This is a genomic window from Pseudomonas sp. W2-17 (assembly GCF_041060445.1).
Lineage (GTDB): Bacteria > Pseudomonadota > Gammaproteobacteria > Pseudomonadales > Pseudomonadaceae > Aquipseudomonas.
Map to the genome: position 1 here is coordinate 19,455 of NZ_JAUFNS010000025.1, position 16,651 is coordinate 36,105.

The following is a 16,651-nucleotide window of genomic DNA, read 5'->3' on the forward strand; positions in this document are numbered from 1 at the left end:
CTCACCCATGACCACACCGCCGCACCTGCCCGACGATGTCCGCCCTTCCTCCTTCACCGTAGATGCCAACCGTCCCGGATTCGTCCGGGTTCGCGGTGCCCGTGAGCACAATCTCAAGGACGTGGACGTCGACATCCCCCGAGACGCGTTGGTGGTGTTCACCGGCGTCTCGGGGTCAGGCAAATCCTCGCTGGCGTTCTCCACCCTGTACGCCGAAGCCCAGCGCCGCTATTTCGAATCCGTTGCGCCCTACGCCCGACGCCTGATCGACCAAGTGGGTGTGCCCGACGTCGACTCCATCGAGGGCCTGCCCCCGGCCGTCGCGCTGCAGCAGCAACGCGGCACGCCGAGCACGCGTTCTTCCGTCGGCAGCGTGACCACCTTGTCCAGCCTGATCCGTATGCTCTACTCCCGCGCCGGCACTTATCCGCCGGGCCAGCCCATGCTCTACGCCGAAGACTTCTCGCCCAACCTGCCCCAGGGCGCCTGCCCCGAGTGCCATGGCCTGGGTCGGGTCTACGAGATTCCCGAAGAACTGATGGTGCCGGACGATTCGCTGACCATCCGCCAGCGCGCTATCGCCGCATGGCCCTTGGCCTGGGGCGGTCAGAACCAGCGCGACATCCTCGTGACCCTGGGTTACGACGTCGACACCCCGTGGCGCGACCTGCCGAAAAAGGACCGCGACTGGATTCTGTTTACCGACGAACAGCCCAACGTACCGGTGTATGCCGGCCTTACTCCTGAAGAGACGCGTCTGGCGATCAAGCGCAAGGTCGAGCCCAGCTATCAGGGCACCTTCACCGGCGCCCGTCGCTACGTGCAGCACACCTTTGCCACCACGCAGAGCGCGCTGATGAAAAAACGCGTCTCGCGGTTCATGCGCGGCAGCCCATGCCCGCTGTGCGACGGCAAACGCCTGAAGCGAGAAGCCCTGTCGGTGACCTTCGCCGGCCTCGACATCGGCGAGCTGGCGCAGATGCCGCTGCTGCGGCTGGCCGAGGTGCTGCAGCCCGTGGCAGCGGGCGTCTTCGCTGATGAAGATCGCGGCAGCGCCGTGCTGGATCGCGAGCAGAGGGCGAAAGCGAAAAAGAAGCGGGTCACTGCAGGCGGCTCGGCCCACGACGCCGCCCCCGATGTGCGCGCGACGCCCAACCTGTCGGTCGAGAAGCGCCTCGCCGCTCAGCGCATTGCTCAGGACCTGTTGGCGCGGGTCAGCACCCTCACTGATCTGGGGCTAGGTTACCTGGCGCTGGATCGCAGCACGCCTTCGCTGTCGTCGGGTGAATTGCAGCGCCTGCGCCTGGCGACACAATTGGGCTCGCAACTGTTCGGCGTGATCTACGTTCTGGACGAGCCGTCGGCGGGACTGCACCCGGCGGACAGCGAAGCTCTGTTTACAGCGCTGCAGCAGCTCAAGGCGTCCGGCAATTCGCTGTTCGTCGTCGAGCATGACCTGGAAACCATGCGCCGCGCCGACTGGCTGATCGACGTCGGCCCCGCTGCCGGCGAGCATGGCGGGCACGTGCTTTACAGCGGCCCTCCCCAAGGCCTGGCCGAGATCGAGGCGTCGCAAACACGCCAGCATCTGTTCGCTGAACACACCGGACTCAGTGCGAAAAGAAGGCAGCCCGCTGACTGGCTGCGCCTGGAAGGCATCACCCGCAACAACCTCAATTCGCTGCGCGCCGAATTCCCGCTGGGCTGCTTCACCTCGGTGACCGGCATCTCCGGCTCGGGCAAGTCCAGTCTGGTCAGCCAGGCATTGCTGGAGCTGGTGGGCGCCGAATTGGGACGTCCGGTCGCGGAGGTTGAGGCGGAAGAGTCCAGCCTGGAAGACGACGCGCCGCAACCCACCGGCGGGCATATCGCTGGCGGACTGAGCGCCATCAAGCGGCTGGTGCAGGTCGATCAGAAACCCATCGGCCGCACCCCGCGCTCCAACCTGGCGACCTACACCGGGCTGTTCGACAACGTGCGCAAACTGTTCGCCGCGACGCCCGACGCGCAGAAGGCCGGCTACGACGCCGGACAGTTCTCGTTCAACGTCGCCAAAGGCCGCTGCCCGGTGTGCGAAGGCGAAGGGTTTGTCAGCGTTGAGTTGCTGTTCATGCCCAGCGTCTACGCGCCCTGCCCGACCTGCCACGGCGCGCGCTACAACCCCGACACCCTCGCGATCAAGTGGAATGGTTTGAGCATCGCCGACGTCTTGCAGCTGACGGTTGAACAAGCAGTGGACGTGTTCGCCGAACAACCCGGCGTGCTGCGCTCGTTGACTGTGCTGCGTGATATTGGACTGGGGTATTTGCGTCTTGGTCAGCCTGCGACTGAACTGTCCGGCGGCGAGGCCCAGCGCATCAAACTGGCGACGGAGCTGCAACGCAGTCAACGCGGTGCCACGTTGTACGTGCTTGATGAGCCGACCACGGGGCTGCACCCCACTGATGTGGATCGACTGCTGACGCAGTTGAATGCGTTGGTGGATGCGGGGCACAGCGTCGTGGTGGTTGAGCATGAAATGCGCGTGGTTGCGCAAAGCGACTGGGTGATCGACATCGGCCCGGGGGCTGGGGACAAGGGCGGCAATGTTGTGGCGTGTGGGACGCCAGAGGTGGTTGCGGAGGTGGCGGAGAGCCGTACGGCGCCGTTTTTGCGGAAGGTTTTGAGGGGGTGAAACGAAAAAGGCACTTGAGGTTCTCCTCAAGTGCCTTTTTTCTGAATGGTGCCCCGAGCCGGAGTCGAACCGGCACATCCTTTCGGACGACGGATTTTAAGTCCGGTGTGTCTACCAATTTCACCATCAGGGCGGTAGTGCAGATCAGCTGTCGAACCAGCGAGCGATGTCGCGAGGGTAAGCTGACAAGAGCGGGGAATATATACATCCCCAGCCGGCGAGGCAAGTTCAAAGGGCACGGATTTCAATCAGTTAGGTCAGGTCAGTGCGGTTTTCCTGCCAGTGCGCGCAAAATTCCAAGTCTAGCCAAGATACAATTTTGGCATCGCATTATGCACCAGCCCCCTTTCGAGAGGTCCTTCCCCGCGTCCATAATCCTCCGCCACCTGAGCCACGACATTCGCCACCGCTAAGGAAGCAACAATGCTGCGAGAGGATCGAGAGGATCCATTAATGAAAACCAGTCCTGATACCCAGTCAGCATCAACGATCTTGCGCCGAGAGATAGCCGAATTGGATGCTCAAATGAGTGCCAAGGAATCATTTTCATCCCGCATAGGCTTGCTGCCTTTCGTTGCGGGTGCGGGAGTAGCCTTGCCTGCTCTTGTGGTTTTTCAGTACGTTCTCCATTTCTAACTACTGCCCACCCTCACCGCCATCGGTCAAACCCTCCGGCTCACCTCTCCACCAGGATATGGCATTCGGGTTGCGGAAGTGATTCGCTAAACGCCACACACAAAAAAGCCCGTAAGACGTTGATCTTACGGGCTTTAAATGTGGAGGCCGAGGTCGGAATCGAACCGGCGTAAGCGGATTTGCAATCCGCGGCATAACCATTTTGCTACTCGGCCTCAAACGCTCAACGATCCAACCACTACCGCTAAACGCATACAAACTGGAGCGGGAAACGAGACTCGAACTCGCGACCCCGACCTTGGCAAGGTCGTGCTCTACCAACTGAGCTATTCCCGCTTTGTGTGGGCGCCATTCTATACACTCAAATGACCCCGTCAACCCCTTGATTTAAAAATACTTATTTTTCATCTGTGGTCGTGCGCAGATGCGGCCATGCGGCCCGCAGGTATTGCACCATCGACAACAGCGTCAGGCCCGCTGCGATCATCAACAGCACGTAACCCAACACGACCCAGAAGGTAAACGCAGGCGGGTTGGCCAGCAGGATGACGAGCGCAAGCATTTGCGCAGCGGTTTTCCATTTGCCCAGGTTCGACACGGCCACTTGCGCTCGCGCGCCCAGCTCGGCCATCCACTCGCGCAGAGCGGAGATGACGATCTCGCGGCCGATGATTACGGCGGCCGGCAGGGTCAGCCAGAGGTTGGCGTGAGCCTGTACCAGCAACACCAGCGCAACGGCCACCATCAGTTTGTCAGCCACCGGATCGAGAAACGCCCCGAACGGTGTGCTTTGCTCAAGGCGTCTTGCCAGGTATCCGTCCAGCCAGTCGGTCGCGGCTGCCAGGGCGAATACCGAACTGGCGGCCATGTAGCTCCAGTGGTACGGCAGATAGAACAACAGAATGAAGATCGGAATCAGCAGGACACGTAATACGGTGATCAGATTAGGGATATTCATCGGCACAACTGGCTACGAGGTGAGCGAGCATTCTACTCGCTGTGCAGGTTTGCATAAATCGACTCTGCGAGCTTTTTGCTGATTCCGGGTGCCTTGGCAATTTCTTCGATGCTGGCCCGGGACAATTCCTGAAGGCCGCCGAAGTGCTTGAGCAAGTCGCGACGCCGGGTCGGGCCCACCCCCGCAACGCCTTCCAGGGTTGAGGTTCGACGGGTTTTACCCCGTCGCGCGCGGTGCCCGGTGATGGCGAACCGGTGAGCTTCGTCTCGGATTTGCTGGATCAGGTGCAGCGCCGGCGAGTCGCCCTTGAGGGTGAACTCATGGGCCGCATCGTTCAAGTACAGCGTCTCAAAACCGGCCTTGCGTGTAGCGCCCTTGGCGACGCCCAGCAAAATCAGGTCGGGAATCGCCAGCTCGTTCATTACGTCGCGGGCCATGCTCAACTGGCCCTTGCCGCCGTCCACCAGCAGGATGTCGGGCAATTTGCCTTCGCCGTCCTTGATTCTGCTGAAGCGACGGGTGAGCGCCTGGTGCATGGCGGCGTAGTCGTCCCCCGCCGTGATGCCTTCAATGTTGTAACGGCGGTAATCCGATTTGATCGGCCCCTCGGGACCGAACACCACGCACGACGCCACTGTCGCCTCACCACTGGAATGGCTGATGTCATAGCATTCCAGACGCTGCGGCGGCTCCTCGAGTTTGAGGACTTGGGCCAAGGCTTCAAAACGCGCCGTGACGTGCTGCCGGTTGGCAAGTCGCGCCATCAGTGCCTGCTCGGCATTGGTCACGGCGAGTTGCTGCCAGCGCGCACGGGTGCCACGCACCCGATGGCTGATGATGATTTCGCGCCCGCGTGAGGCATCGATGGCGTCGATCAGCGCCGGGAAATCCTCGCTGACCACGTTGACGATGACTTCGCCGGGCAATTCGCGCTCGCCACCGCCCAGGAAATACTGGGCCAGGAAAGCGGACATAACCTCGCCCACCTCCTCCTCGATCCCGACCTGGGGGAAGAAATTCTTGCTGCCCAACACCCGCCCGCCACGCACGCTGATCAGATGCACGCAGGCGCCGCCCGGATTGACGAACGCCGCCACAACGTCAACGTCGCCGGTCCCGCCGTCCATGCTCTGCTGGTCCTGGACGCGACGCAGCAGGCCAATCTGGTCACGCAGCTCGGCCGCGTGCTCGAAATCCAGGTTCATCGCCGATTTTTCCATCAGCGCATTGAGTTCGTCGGTAAGGGCATTGCTGCGGCCCTCGAGGAACATCACCGAGTGACGCACGTCTTCGTTGTAGATCTGCGGCTCGACCAGGTTCACACAGGGCGCCTTGCAGCGCTTGATCTGGTATTGCAGGCAAGGCCGCGTGCGGTTCTTGTAGAAGCTGTCTTCGCACTGACGAACATGGAAGGTCTTTTGCAGAATGCTCAGGCTTTCGCGAATGGCGCCGGCGCTGGGGTAAGGCCCGAAGTACCGGCCCTTGGCCTTTTTCGCGCCACGATGGATGCTGAGCCGGGGAAATTCGCCGTCGGACAGGTGCACGTAGGGGTAGGATTTGTCGTCGCGCAGCAGAATGTTGTACGGCGGGCGCGACTCCTTGATCAGGGTTTGCTCCAGCAGCAACGCCTCGGTTTCATTGGCGGTGATGGTGGTTTCAACCTGAGCGATCCGCGCGACCAGTGCGCCTGTTTTCGGGGCATGGCCGGTCTTGCGGAAATAGCTGGCGAGGCGCTTCTTTAAACTCTTGGCCTTGCCGACGTACAGCAGCTTGCCGTCGATATCGAACATCCGATATACGCCGGGGCGGCCACTGCAGGTGGACAGAAAAGCACTGGGATCAAACGGTTGGGTCATTTATGCGCTGGCGTCGACCATGCCGTGACGAACGGCCAACAGGGCCAGTTCCACGTCACTGCTAATCGACAGCTTCTCGAATATGCGGTACCGGTAGGTATTCACGGTTTTGGGGGACAGGCAAAGCTTGTCGGAAATAGTCTGCACTTTCTGGCAGCCGACAATCATAAGGGCAATCTGGATTTCCCGCTCGGACAAGAGATCGAACGGCGAATTGCTGGTCTGCGGCTGGAAGGATTTCAGCGCCAGTTGCTGGGCGATCTGCGGGCTGATATAGCGCTGCCCTGCGAACACCAGGCGAATGGCCTGAACCATTTCGGTCAGACCGGCGCCCTTGGTCATGTATCCCGCCGCGCCCGCTTGCAGCAGGCGTGTAGGGAACGGATCTTCTTCGCACACCGTGACCGCCACCACCTTCATGTCGGGGTGGCTGCGGATGAGCTTGCGCGTGGCTTCCAGTCCGCCGATGCCAGGCATCTTCACGTCCATCAGGACCACGTCGGGTTTCAGCTCACGGGCTTTCTGCAACGACTCTTCACCGGACTCGGCCTGCCCCACCACCTGCAAGCCTTCGATGTCGGCCAACATGCGCGTGATACCTGTCCGAACCAGATCGTGGTCATCGACAACCAGCACCCTAATCAAGCAGACACCTCACCGAACGATTCATGGCGGCTACCCGCCACGTTAGCAAAAGAAAGTACGCGACCTGCTCTGGAGCAATGCTCGTGCATGTGTGCCAGATGATCTACAACGATGCCGACAAGCTATCATCATCGACCGCAAAACCTGATAAAAATCTTCAAACGCACGACCGCTGCATCCCTCGCACAGTCCTAGGGCTTCTTGTCCGGGGCATAGCTGCTCTGGTATTCAGCCAGGGTAGTCGTCAGCCGGCAGATGGCATCCTGCTCTTCCTTGCCGAGGGTGCGGTAACTGCCCACCATCCACTCCTCGTTTTCACTCAGACCCACGATGGGCACCGGGGTGCGCGACCCTGTCAACACGTACAACACATCAACACCGCGAAGTGCGACGCGGGCCAGGTAATCGGCCTTGGGCGTGCGCTCGCCGTTTTCATACTTGCCCTGCGCATTGGCTTCCACGCCGCCGATTTCACCGAATGCGCGTTGTGAAAGCCCCAAGCGCTCACGCTCTTCCCTAATTCGGGCACTTATCCCACTCATTTGAATGCATAGCCTTGTTGACACCACTCTTTTGAGTGATAGAATCGAAATAATTTGAACGAACTTGAACGGTTTTGAACTATGCCCGGAATCCGTACTGCCGCACAAGCCAAGGCTTGGCTGGAACAGCAAGGCAAATCGGTTCAAGAGTTTGCCAGGGAGCACAACGTGGACCCGGCGACCACCTATCAAGTGCTGTCCGGGCGAAAGAAGGGACGCCGGGGCGAGTCGCACAAAGTCGCGGTGCTGCTGGGAATGAAGATCGGCGTGATACCGCTTGAAGGCGGGCCTACGCAAGTGCCTGAGGACTGAATCGGCATTTTGCCGTTTTAACTGCTGCTTGGTAAGCAGCCGGCCTCTATGACCCCGATTGCAATTTCCAATTGAAGAATCCGACGGGTCTGAAGTAAGCTCGGCGGGATTCCACGGAGACAGACCATGTTGCCTTCCCTTTCCACTCAGTTGTTCAACGCCGCCGACGGTTCACGTCTGGCCGAGCGTGCGGCTGCCTGGAATGCGACAGCATCTACCGCTCCTGCCTCTTATTTTTATGGGTATTGGTTTAGCCACTGGCGCGCCTGATACCCACACGGCGCCCTGAACTTCGGGACGCCCACCAGAGATAACTCTCACCCCCGGTCGGCTTCCCGACCGGGGGTTTTGTTTTTCTGGGCCACCTATTTCTGACTGATTGAATCGAGGAACCGCACATGAACCACACCCACTATTACCGCAACGACACCGACTTCGCCTGGCGATTTAGCAACCTCCGTTCGGGACAGCCTGCCGCCTCCGATCGGTCACTGACAGGTGGCAACGCCCTGCTCACAGCCAACCAGGCCAATTGTCGAACACCCCAGTAGGTCCGCGCGGGAACGCCCGCCGACCAGGAAGCCAGCACATGAATTCGCCCGTCGTCAGCAACACCCTCATCGATCTGCCGTCCAGCGCCGTCACCCTGAATGACAGCTGCACTGCCCCAAAACGCCTGCCCACGCCGTTCGCGCTGAAACATCAGCTGCCGCTGGACGCTGCCATGACCGCACAGGTCGCCGCCCACCGTCAGTCGATTCGCGCCATCCTCAATGGTGAAGACTCGCGCCTGCTGGTCGTTGTCGGCCCGTGCTCGATCCACGATCCCCACGCCGCCCTTGAATACGCCGAGCGCCTGGCGCGTCTCGCTGCCGAAGTCAGCGACCAGATGCTGCTGGTGATGCGCGCCTACGTCGAGAAGCCCCGCACCACGGTTGGCTGGAAAGGCCTGGCGTACGATCCCGCGCTGGACGGCAGTGACGATATGGCGGAAGGCCTCGCCCTGTCGCGGCAGTTGATGCGTGAAATGGTCCGGCTCGGCTTGCCGATCGCCACAGAACTGCTGCAGCCGATGGCGGCGGGCTACTTCGATGACGTCCTGAGTTGGGTGGCGATTGGCGCAAGAACAACCGAATCGCAGATCCACCGGGAAATGGCCAGCGGCCTCGGCGTGCCCACGGGCTTCAAGAACGGCACCGACGGCGGCATTTCCGTGGCCTGCGACGCCATTCGCTCGGCGGCCCACGCGCACCGGCATTTCGGCATGGATTCCCAGGGCCACCCGGCGATTATCGAGACGGCGGGCAATCCAGACACTCACATCGTGCTGCGCGGCGGTCACGGCGGGCCCAACTACGACGCGGCCAGTGTCGCCGAGGTGAATGCCAGCCTGGCCAAGCACCGCATGGCCGCGCGCATCATGGTCGATTGCAGTCACGCCAACAGCGGCAAGGATCCGCTGCGTCAGCCGGCCGTCTTCAATGACGTACTGCAGCAACGACTGGCCGGCGACCCGACCCTCATCGGCATGATGCTGGAAAGTCACCTGCTCGAAGGCTGCCAGCCCTTGAGCGCTTCTCTTAAATACGGCGTGTCAGTGACGGACGCGTGCCTGGGCTGGGAGTCCACCGAGCGCCTGCTGCGCGACGCGGTGAACAAACTGCGCTACAGGTAATATTTGCAAACGGGAAGCCGGTGCCGGCCTTGTCGCCGGCTTCCTTCAAAACCGTCGTTGTTGTCAGCGGCGGCCCGTGGCTCCGAAGACGGTGATCGTGGGAAAGCGCCCCCATCACCCGGCGTATCTGGAGCGCAACGCCGATGCGTTCGCCAGCCTCCCCGGCAACCAAGGCCTGTAGCGGTCAAAGGCTCTCCACAACCTGCCTCGACCGGCGCATTGCCATGCACCGCCGCGCCCTTCCCCCGTGACTTCCGCTGGTTAAGCTCGATCCCTCTTTGCCATTCAAGGAATGATCGCTATGTATAAGGAAGTCACCACCAAGTACCCCCTTTTGCTGGTCCACGGGCTGTTCGGCTTTGACCGGATCGGCAAGGTGGAGATGTTTCATGCCATCCCTCAGGCGCTGGAAAAAGCCGGCTGCAGGGTCCATGTGCCGGCCCTGTCCGGCGTCCACGACAACGAAACCCGTGGGGAGCAACTGATCGACCAGATCGAACGCTTCCTGCGCCGCACCGGTTACTTGAAGGTCAACCTGATCGGACACAGCCAGGGCGCGCTGACCTCTCGCTATGCCGCCGCGCTGCGCCCCGACATCGTGGCGTCGGTCACCTCGGTGAGCGGGCCCAATCACGGCTCGGAAGTGGCCGACCGGGTACGTCGGGCGCTGACGCCCGGGCAAATGCCTGAAGCGGTCGCATCTCGGATGACCGCAGGCTTCGCGCATTTTCTAGCGCTGTTGAGTGGCAACGCGGACTTGCCCCAAGACCCGATTCAGGCGCTGGATGCGCTGACCACTGACGGCGTGGCGGCGTTCAACCGCAAATATTCCCAGGGACTGCCCTCAACCTGGGGCGGCGAAGGCGCTGAACGGGTCAATGGCGTTCACTATTATTCGTGGAGCGGCAGCATCGACGGCTCGCTGTTTTCCGAAGGCCGCAATGCCATGGATCCGCTGCACCTGGCATTGCGCAGTTACGCACTGCTATTCGAAAAGGAAGCTGCATCCAATGACGGTCTCGTCGGCCGCTTCAGCTCCCACCTGGGCAAGGTGATCCGCTCCGACTACCCGATGGACCACGTGGACTCAATCAATCAGAGCGCCGGTCTGGTTCGCAGACAGGTCGATCCGGTAAGGCTGTACGTGGACCATGCGGGTCTGCTGTTCAGCAAAGGTCTTTGAGCGACGATGTCGTCTGTCACGGCAAGACAAAGGCGCCTGAACTTTCTCGGGAAACGCGGCCCTTAATCCGGTACGCTCGTTTCTTTTTTTTCACAGGAGTCATCCCAATGGCCAAAGCCACTGCCCGCCACATCCTCGTATCCAGCGAAGAGAAGTGCAACGAACTCAAGGCTCAGATCGAAGGCGGCGCTGATTTTGCCGAAGTCGCAAAATCCAACTCCAGCTGCCCGTCCAGCCGTCAAGGCGGCGACCTCGGCTCTTTCGGCCCGGGTCAAATGGTCAAGGAATTCGACACCGTGGTGTTCAGCGCACCGGTGAACGTCGTCCAGGGCCCGGTGAAAACCCAGTTCGGTTATCACCTGCTGGAAGTGACCAGCCGCCAGGACTGATCCTCCGCGCTGCTGCACGAACGGCCCGCCCTTGAAAGCGGGCCGTTTGTTTATCGGATCCTGGCTACAGGGCTGTATTGTCCGGTTACAAAGGCTTCGGCTTTGCGGTACCTTGCCACCGGGGTAATCAATAAAAAAACCGGATCGGCCAGCCGCGCCGTCATGACCTTCAACCCTGATATTGGTCACCAATGTCAGTCAGGATTCGTGCAATGCGTTTTGTTTTGTCATCGCTGATGGTTGCAACACTCGTCCTCGTTTCAGGTTTTCAGGTTCTGTCCGCCGCCCCTCAACACGCGTTGACCGTTTACAGCGAGGCGCCACGCTATCCGGCGAATTTCGAACACTTCGATTACGTGAATGCCGCCGCTCCGAAAGGCGGCAGCATGCGCCGGTCGGCGCAGGAAATCGGCCAGTTCGATCACATCATGCCGTACCTCGATAAAGGCACCGGCGTGTCCCAGGTCAATGGTTTGCTTTACTCCCCGCTGGCGGTCAAGTCGCTGGACGAGCCCTACACCGTGTATGGCCTGATCGCAGAGAAAATGGAGCGTGCTCCCGACGGCATGTCATTGCGTTTCTACCTGAGCCCCAAAGCGAAATTCTCCGACGGCTCGCCCATCACCGCCGAAGACGTGCGCTACACCTACGACCTGCTGATGACCCAGGGCAGCCTGTCGTACCGCACCGAGTTTCAGGACGTCAAAGGCGTGGAAGTCGAGTCGCCGACGCAGATCCGGTTTGATTTCAAAAGCAGTGAAAGCCGCACCCTGCCGCTGGATCTGGCCTCGCTGCCGGTGCTCCCCGAACACTGGTGGAAGGACCGCGACTTTGCCAACGGCGGCGGCTTCGAGATCCCGGTGGGCAGCGGCCCGTACCGCATCGGCAAGGTCGACCCGGGGCGCAGCGTCACCTTCGAACGCAACCCCGACTGGTGGGGCAAGGACCTGCCGGTCAATCGCGGCCAGTACAACTTCGATCATTTCAGCGTCGAGTATTTCGGCGACACCGACGTCGCCCGTCAGGTGCTCCGCGGTGGCGGTTACGACTACAACCGGGAATATTCCGCCACCGGTTATTCGATCGGCTATGACAGCCCGGCCTTGACCGAAGGCCGTCTGCAGCGGGCGCACCTGGCCAAGGGCGCGGTGCAGAGCTCACAAGGTTTTATCTTCAATCTGGACCGTCCGAAGTTTCAGGACCGTCGCGTGCGTCAGGCGCTGGCGATGCTGTGGGATTTCGAGTGGACCAACAAACAGATGATGCGCAACGTCTATGTGCGCCAGAACAGTTACTTCTCCAACAGTGATCTGGCGGCGACAGCGCTGCCCACCGAGTCCGAGCTGAAGATCCTCGAGCCGTTGCGGGGTCAGGTGCCGCCGGAGGTCTTCACCACGGTGTTCCAGACCCCGAAAACCGATGGCAGCGGCTTCATTCGCGACAAACAGCTGCAAGCCCTGGCGTTGCTCGAAGAAGCAGGCTGGATGCCCCAGGGTGACAAGCTGGTCAACGCCCAGGGCGAACCGTTGAGTTTTACTTTTCTCAACGGCCAGAGCGGCTTCGAGAAAATCCTGCTGCCCTACAAGCGCAACCTAGCGCAGATCGGCATCGATTTCGAAATCCGTCGCATCGACTCGGCACAGTACCTGAACCGGGTCATGGCGCGGGATTACGACATGATCGTCACCGGCTACGGCGTCTCGACCTCCCCCGGCATGGAGCTGTACAACAACTTCGGCTCGAAAGTCGCCACCGATTCCGGCTCCAGCAACTACATGGTCCTGCGCGACCCGGCCGTCGACACGCTGATCGAGGGCCTGGCCAAGGCCGACAGCAAGCCCGCGATGATCGATTACGCCCATGCCCTGGACCGGGTCCTGCAGTGGGGTTTCTACTGGATTCCCAACTATTACCCGCCCGGTTCGTCCACCGTGTGGTGGAACCGCTTCGGCATTCCCAAGGTGCAGGCCAGCAACAGTGAGGCCATCGACACCTGGTGGGAAGTCAGCCCCCAGGCACTGACCAACGAAGAGTTCGCCCAACAACGGGGCGCCTCGGCCATTCCCTCGGAGGTCAAGTAATGCTCGGCTACCTGATGAGGCGTCTGCTGCTGATAATTCCGACGCTGCTGTGCATTTTACTGGTCAACTTCTTCATCGTGCAGGCCGCGCCCGGCGGCCCGGTCGAACAAGCCATCGCCAAGCTGCAAGGCGTGGCGGGCGGCACCATTGGCGCCGGCCACACCGAAACCATGAACGCCGGCCAGTCCCGGGCCAGTCGCGGCCTCGACCCCAAGCTGATCAAGGAAATCGAGCACCAATACGGGTTCGACAAGCCCTTGCACGAGCGCTTGTGGCTGATGCTGAAGAACTACGCGCGGCTGGATTTCGGCAACAGCTTCTTTCGCGGCGCCAAGGTGACGGACCTGATCCTGCAGAAAATGCCCGTCTCTATCTCGCTGGGGCTGTGGGCCACATTGATTACCTACCTGGTGTCGATCCCCTTGGGCATCCGCAAGGCGGTCAAGCACGGCAGTCACTTTGATATCTGGAGCAGCACGGCAATCATCATCGGTTACGCGATGCCGGCCTTTCTGTTCGCCATGCTGCTGGTGGTGCTGTTCGCCGGCGGCACGTCGTTGAGCTGGTTCCCGGTGCGCGGGCTGGTGTCCGAGAACTTCGATCAGTTGAGCACCCTGGGCAAGATCGCCGATTACTTCTGGCACTTGGTATTGCCGGTGACGTCGCTGGTGATTGGCGGCTTCGCGACGCTGACCATTCTAACCAAGAACTCCTTCTTGAACGAAGTCACCCGCCAGTACGTGGTGACCGCCCGGGCCAAAGGCCTGAGCGAGCGGCGGGTGCTTTACGGCCACGTGTTCCGCAACGCCATGTTGCTGATCGTGGCCGGCATTCCCCAGGCGTTCATCAGTGTGTTCTTTGCCGGTTCGTTGATGATCGAGGTGATCTTCTCCCTCGACGGCCTCGGCCGCATGAGTTACGAAGCCGCCGTGTCCCGGGATTACCCGGTGGTGTTCGGCTCGCTGTTCATCTTCACGCTGTTCGGGTTGCTGATAAAGCTGGTCGGGGACATCTGCTACACCCTGGTCGACCCCCGAATCGACTTCAGCGCGAGGAATGCGTGATGCGCAGACTGTCTCCGGTGGCTCGCCGTCGCTTCGAGCGTTTTCGCAATAACCGCCGTGGCTGGTGGTCGCTGTGGCTGTTCTGCGGGCTGTTCGTGCTCAGCCTGTGCGGCGAACTCATCGCCAACGACAAGCCCTTGGTGCTGAGTTATCAGCACGAATTGTACTTCCCCGCCTTCAAACGCCACACCGAGCAGGAATTCGGCGGCCAGTTGCCGTTTCAGCCGGATTACCGCAGCGATTACGTGCGCCAGCTGATCAGCAAGGGCGACGGCTGGATGCTGTTTCCGCCGATCCCGTTCAGCGATGACACCCCCAACTATGACCTGAACAAGCCGGCGCCGAGCCCGCCCTCCTCGATCAACTGGCTGGGCACCGACGATCAGGCCCGGGACGTGCTGGCCCGGGTGATTTTCGGCGCGCGGGTGTCGATTCTGTTTGCCCTGGCGCTGACCTTCATCAGTGCGCTGATTGGCATCGCTGCCGGCGCATTGCAGGGCTATTACGGCGGCTGGGTGGATTTGCTTGGCCAGCGCCTGCTGGAAGTCTGGTCCGGCCTGCCGGTGCTGTACCTGCTGATCATTCTGTCGGGCTTCGTCGAGCCGAATTTCTGGTGGCTGCTGGGGATCATGGCGCTCTTTTCATGGCTGGCGCTGGTGGACGTGGTGCGCGCCGAGTTCCTGCGCGGGCGCAACCTGGAGTACGTCAAAGCCGCGCACGCGCTGGGATTGAGTGATCGCAAGGTGATCCTGCGGCACATTCTGCCCAACGCGATGAACGCCACCCTGAGCTATCTGCCGTTCATCCTCACCGGGGCGATCTCCACGCTGACCGCGCTGGACTTCCTCGGCTTCGGCATGCCCGCCGGCAGCGCGTCCCTGGGCGAGCTGATCGCCCAGGGCAAACAGAACCTGCAGGCGCCGTGGCTGGGCTTCACGGCATTTTTCACACTGGCGCTGATACTGTCGCTGCTGGTGTTCATTGGCGAGGCCCTGCGGGATGCCTTCGACCCGAGGTCCTGAGATGTCCGAAAACCTGATCGAAATCCGCGACCTCTCGGTGTCGTTCAACGGCCACAGCGTGGTCAAGCACCTCAGCCTGGACATCCCGGCGGGCGAGTGCCTGGCATTGGTCGGCGAGTCGGGCTCGGGCAAATCGGTGACCGCCCATTCGATCCTGCAACTGCTGCCCCAGGCCGGCACGCTGAGCACCGGCAGCATTCGCTACCGCGGCAAGGAGCTGCTCGGCGCCGATGGCACCGTCATGCGCGAGCTGCGCGGCAATCAGATCGCGATGATCTTTCAGGAGCCGATGACCTCGCTGAACCCGTTGCACACGGTGTCCCGCCAGATCGGCGAGACCTTAATGCTGCACAAGGGGATGGCCGGCAAGGCAGCCCAGGCGCGGATCATCGAGCTGCTGGAGCTGGTCGGCATTCAGCATCCGAAAAAGCGCTTGAAGGCCTATCCCCACGAATTGTCCGGCGGCCAGCGCCAGCGAGTGATGATCGCCATGGCGCTGGCCTGCGAGCCCGAACTGCTGATTGCCGATGAGCCGACCACGGCGCTGGACGTGACGGTGCAGCGCAAGATCCTCCTGCTGCTCAAACAACTGCAGCAACGGCTGAACATGTCGCTGTTGCTGATCAGCCACGACCTGAATCTGGTGCACAGCATCGCCCAGCGGGTGTGCGTCATGCGCGCCGGGGAAATCGTCGAGCAGTCCAATTGCCAGCTGCTGTTCAAGCACCCGCAACACCCTTACAGCCGCTTGCTGCTGGACGCGGAACCGGCGGGCGAGCCGTTGCCCCGGGACACCCGCGAGAAGGTCCTGGAGGTCGACAACCTGCGGGTCTGGTTCTCCCTCGGCGGCGGAATTTTCAACCGGCACCACGAATACCTGAAAGCGGTCGATGACATCAGCCTGAGCATCGAGCGCGGCAAAACCCTTGGCATCGTCGGCGAATCCGGCTCCGGCAAGTCGACACTTGGTCAGGCCATCCTGCGCTTGCTGGAATCCCGTGGCAGTATCCGCTTCAGGGGTCATGCGCTGGACAGCCTGAATCAGAAGCAGATGCGCCCATGGCGCAAGCAGATGCAGGTGGTCTTTCAGGACCCTTACGGCAGCCTCAGCCCGCGCATGTCGGTGGCACAGATCATCAGCGAGGGCCTGGAAGTTCACAGCGACCTGGACAAGGTCAGCTGTGAGGCCGAAGTGATTCGCGCGCTGGAGGAAGTCGGCATCGACCCGTCGAGCCGGCACCGCTACCCCCACGAATTTTCCGGTGGGCAGCGGCAACGTATCGCCATTGCCCGCGCCCTTGTGCTCAAACCTGCCTTGATATTGCTCGACGAACCGACCTCTGCGCTGGACCGTACCGTCCAGAAACAGGTCGTCGCGTTGCTGCGCCAGTTGCAGGAACGGCATGGCCTGACTTACCTGTTCATCAGCCACGACCTGGCGGTGGTCAAGGCGCTGGCCCATGACCTGATCGTGGTCAAGGACGGCAAGGTGGTCGAGCGCGGTGCGAGCCACGATGTGTTCGATGCGCCGCAGCACCCTTACACACGGGAGCTGCTGGCGGCGGCGCATCCCGGTTTCAACTGAAGCTTGTCTCAACCAGTAGTCTGTGCGGC

General features: G+C 61.3%; 15 protein-coding genes and 3 tRNA genes. 11 read left to right on the forward strand and 7 right to left on the reverse strand.

Going from position 1 to position 16,651, the window contains the following annotated elements; all coding sequences use genetic code 11:
• Positions 1-7: 7 nt before the first annotated feature.
• Positions 8-2,674 carry an excinuclease ABC subunit A gene (locus QWI20_RS23520; RefSeq protein ID WP_369307458.1) on the forward strand — a complete coding sequence of 889 codons (2,667 nt, stop codon included), beginning with the start codon at positions 8-10 and terminating at the stop codon, positions 2,672-2,674.
• A gap of 46 nt (positions 2,675-2,720) precedes the next feature.
• On the opposite strand, the gene QWI20_RS23525 is transcribed toward QWI20_RS23520, so the two are convergent.
• Positions 2,721-2,807 (reverse strand) — tRNA-Leu (locus tag QWI20_RS23525).
• A 320-nt stretch (positions 2,808-3,127) separates the two neighbouring features.
• On the opposite strand from QWI20_RS23525, the gene QWI20_RS23530 reads away from it, so the two are divergent.
• Positions 3,128-3,310, forward strand: a complete 183-nt coding sequence (locus QWI20_RS23530; protein WP_369307459.1) for a hypothetical protein — start codon at positions 3,128-3,130, stop codon at positions 3,308-3,310.
• A 141-nt stretch (positions 3,311-3,451) separates the two neighbouring features.
• Here QWI20_RS23530 and QWI20_RS23535 read toward each other — a convergent pair.
• From QWI20_RS23535 to QWI20_RS23560, 6 genes are all read right to left on the reverse strand, one after another.
• Positions 3,452-3,525 (reverse strand) — tRNA-Cys (locus tag QWI20_RS23535).
• A 45-nt stretch (positions 3,526-3,570) separates the two neighbouring features.
• A tRNA-Gly gene (locus QWI20_RS23540) sits at positions 3,571-3,646 on the reverse strand.
• Between the two features lie 61 nt (positions 3,647-3,707).
• Positions 3,708-4,268, reverse strand: coding sequence for a CDP-diacylglycerol--glycerol-3-phosphate 3-phosphatidyltransferase (gene pgsA / locus QWI20_RS23545; RefSeq protein ID WP_369307460.1), 561 nt, complete (start codon positions 4,266-4,268; stop codon positions 3,708-3,710).
• Positions 4,269-4,300: 32 nt separating this feature from the next.
• Positions 4,301-6,124 (reverse strand): excinuclease ABC subunit UvrC, encoded by a 1,824-nt coding sequence (gene uvrC / locus QWI20_RS23550; RefSeq protein ID WP_369307461.1) that lies wholly within the window; start codon positions 6,122-6,124, stop codon positions 4,301-4,303.
• Positions 6,125-6,769 carry a UvrY/SirA/GacA family response regulator transcription factor gene (gene uvrY / locus QWI20_RS23555; protein WP_065990451.1) on the reverse strand — a complete coding sequence of 215 codons (645 nt, stop codon included), beginning with the start codon at positions 6,767-6,769 and terminating at the stop codon, positions 6,125-6,127.
• A 191-nt stretch (positions 6,770-6,960) separates the two neighbouring features.
• A complete protein-coding gene (locus tag QWI20_RS23560; RefSeq protein ID WP_369307462.1) occupies positions 6,961-7,311 on the reverse strand; it encodes a helix-turn-helix domain-containing protein in 351 nt (116 codons plus the stop codon).
• Between the two features lie 81 nt (positions 7,312-7,392).
• Between QWI20_RS23560 and QWI20_RS23565 the strand changes: the two genes are divergently transcribed.
• The 9 genes from QWI20_RS23565 to QWI20_RS23605 all read left to right on the forward strand — a co-directional run bounded on the left by QWI20_RS23565 (position 7,393) and on the right by QWI20_RS23605 (position 16,622).
• Positions 7,393-7,623, forward strand: a complete 231-nt coding sequence (locus QWI20_RS23565; RefSeq protein ID WP_369307463.1) for a DNA-binding protein — start codon at positions 7,393-7,395, stop codon at positions 7,621-7,623.
• Positions 7,624-7,749: 126 nt separating this feature from the next.
• Entirely contained in the window at positions 7,750-7,893 is a 144-nt protein-coding gene (locus QWI20_RS23570; protein WP_369307464.1) for a hypothetical protein, read from the forward strand.
• Between the two features lie 319 nt (positions 7,894-8,212).
• The gene (locus QWI20_RS23575; RefSeq protein ID WP_369307465.1) at positions 8,213-9,298 is read left to right on the forward strand and encodes a 3-deoxy-7-phosphoheptulonate synthase; all 1,086 of its coding nucleotides are present in this window, start codon (positions 8,213-8,215) and stop codon (positions 9,296-9,298) included.
• 301 nt (positions 9,299-9,599) lie between these two features.
• Positions 9,600-10,481 carry an esterase/lipase family protein gene (locus tag QWI20_RS23580; RefSeq protein ID WP_369307466.1) on the forward strand — a complete coding sequence of 294 codons (882 nt, stop codon included), beginning with the start codon at positions 9,600-9,602 and terminating at the stop codon, positions 10,479-10,481.
• 107 nt (positions 10,482-10,588) lie between these two features.
• Positions 10,589-10,870, forward strand: coding sequence for a peptidylprolyl isomerase (locus QWI20_RS23585; protein WP_027898593.1), 282 nt, complete (start codon positions 10,589-10,591; stop codon positions 10,868-10,870).
• 212 nt (positions 10,871-11,082) lie between these two features.
• Complete coding sequence (locus tag QWI20_RS23590) at positions 11,083-12,951, forward strand: extracellular solute-binding protein (protein ID WP_369307467.1); 1,869 nt, start codon at positions 11,083-11,085, stop codon at positions 12,949-12,951.
• Entirely contained in the window at positions 12,951-14,015 is a 1,065-nt protein-coding gene (locus QWI20_RS23595; RefSeq protein WP_369307468.1) for a microcin C ABC transporter permease YejB, read from the forward strand. Before QWI20_RS23590 ends, QWI20_RS23595 begins: the two co-directional genes overlap by 1 nt.
• Positions 14,015-15,037, forward strand: coding sequence for an ABC transporter permease (locus QWI20_RS23600; RefSeq protein ID WP_369307469.1), 1,023 nt, complete (start codon positions 14,015-14,017; stop codon positions 15,035-15,037). Before QWI20_RS23595 ends, QWI20_RS23600 begins: the two co-directional genes overlap by 1 nt.
• A 1-nt stretch (position 15,038) precedes the next feature.
• A complete protein-coding gene (locus QWI20_RS23605) occupies positions 15,039-16,622 on the forward strand; it encodes an ABC transporter ATP-binding protein (protein ID WP_369307470.1) in 1,584 nt (527 codons plus the stop codon).
• Positions 16,623-16,651: the final 29 nt, after the last annotated feature.

Bases quoted from the DNA above. Each gene is read 5' to 3' on its own strand.
- QWI20_RS23560 (WP_369307462.1), bottom strand. From the start codon at position 7,311: ATGAGTGGGATAAGTGCCCGAATTAGGGAAGAGCGTGAGCGCTTGGGG.
- pgsA (WP_369307460.1), bottom strand. From the start codon at position 4,268: ATGAATATCCCTAATCTGATCACCGTATTACGTGTCCTGCTGATTCCG.
- QWI20_RS23520 (WP_369307458.1), top strand. From the start codon at position 8: ATGACCACACCGCCGCACCTGCCCGACGATGTCCGCCCTTCCTCCTTC.
- QWI20_RS23580 (WP_369307466.1), top strand. From the start codon at position 9,600: ATGTATAAGGAAGTCACCACCAAGTACCCCCTTTTGCTGGTCCACGGG.
- QWI20_RS23570 (WP_369307464.1), top strand. From the start codon at position 7,750: ATGTTGCCTTCCCTTTCCACTCAGTTGTTCAACGCCGCCGACGGTTCA.
- QWI20_RS23585 (WP_027898593.1), top strand. From the start codon at position 10,589: ATGGCCAAAGCCACTGCCCGCCACATCCTCGTATCCAGCGAAGAGAAG.
- QWI20_RS23530 (WP_369307459.1), top strand. From the start codon at position 3,128: ATGAAAACCAGTCCTGATACCCAGTCAGCATCAACGATCTTGCGCCGA.
- QWI20_RS23595 (WP_369307468.1), top strand. From the start codon at position 12,951: ATGCTCGGCTACCTGATGAGGCGTCTGCTGCTGATAATTCCGACGCTG.
- uvrC (WP_369307461.1), bottom strand. From the start codon at position 6,124: ATGACCCAACCGTTTGATCCCAGTGCTTTTCTGTCCACCTGCAGTGGC.
- QWI20_RS23605 (WP_369307470.1), top strand. From the start codon at position 15,039: ATGTCCGAAAACCTGATCGAAATCCGCGACCTCTCGGTGTCGTTCAAC.
- QWI20_RS23565 (WP_369307463.1), top strand. From the start codon at position 7,393: ATGCCCGGAATCCGTACTGCCGCACAAGCCAAGGCTTGGCTGGAACAG.
- QWI20_RS23590 (WP_369307467.1), top strand. From the start codon at position 11,083: ATGCGTTTTGTTTTGTCATCGCTGATGGTTGCAACACTCGTCCTCGTT.
- QWI20_RS23600 (WP_369307469.1), top strand. From the start codon at position 14,015: ATGCGCAGACTGTCTCCGGTGGCTCGCCGTCGCTTCGAGCGTTTTCGC.
- QWI20_RS23575 (WP_369307465.1), top strand. From the start codon at position 8,213: ATGAATTCGCCCGTCGTCAGCAACACCCTCATCGATCTGCCGTCCAGC.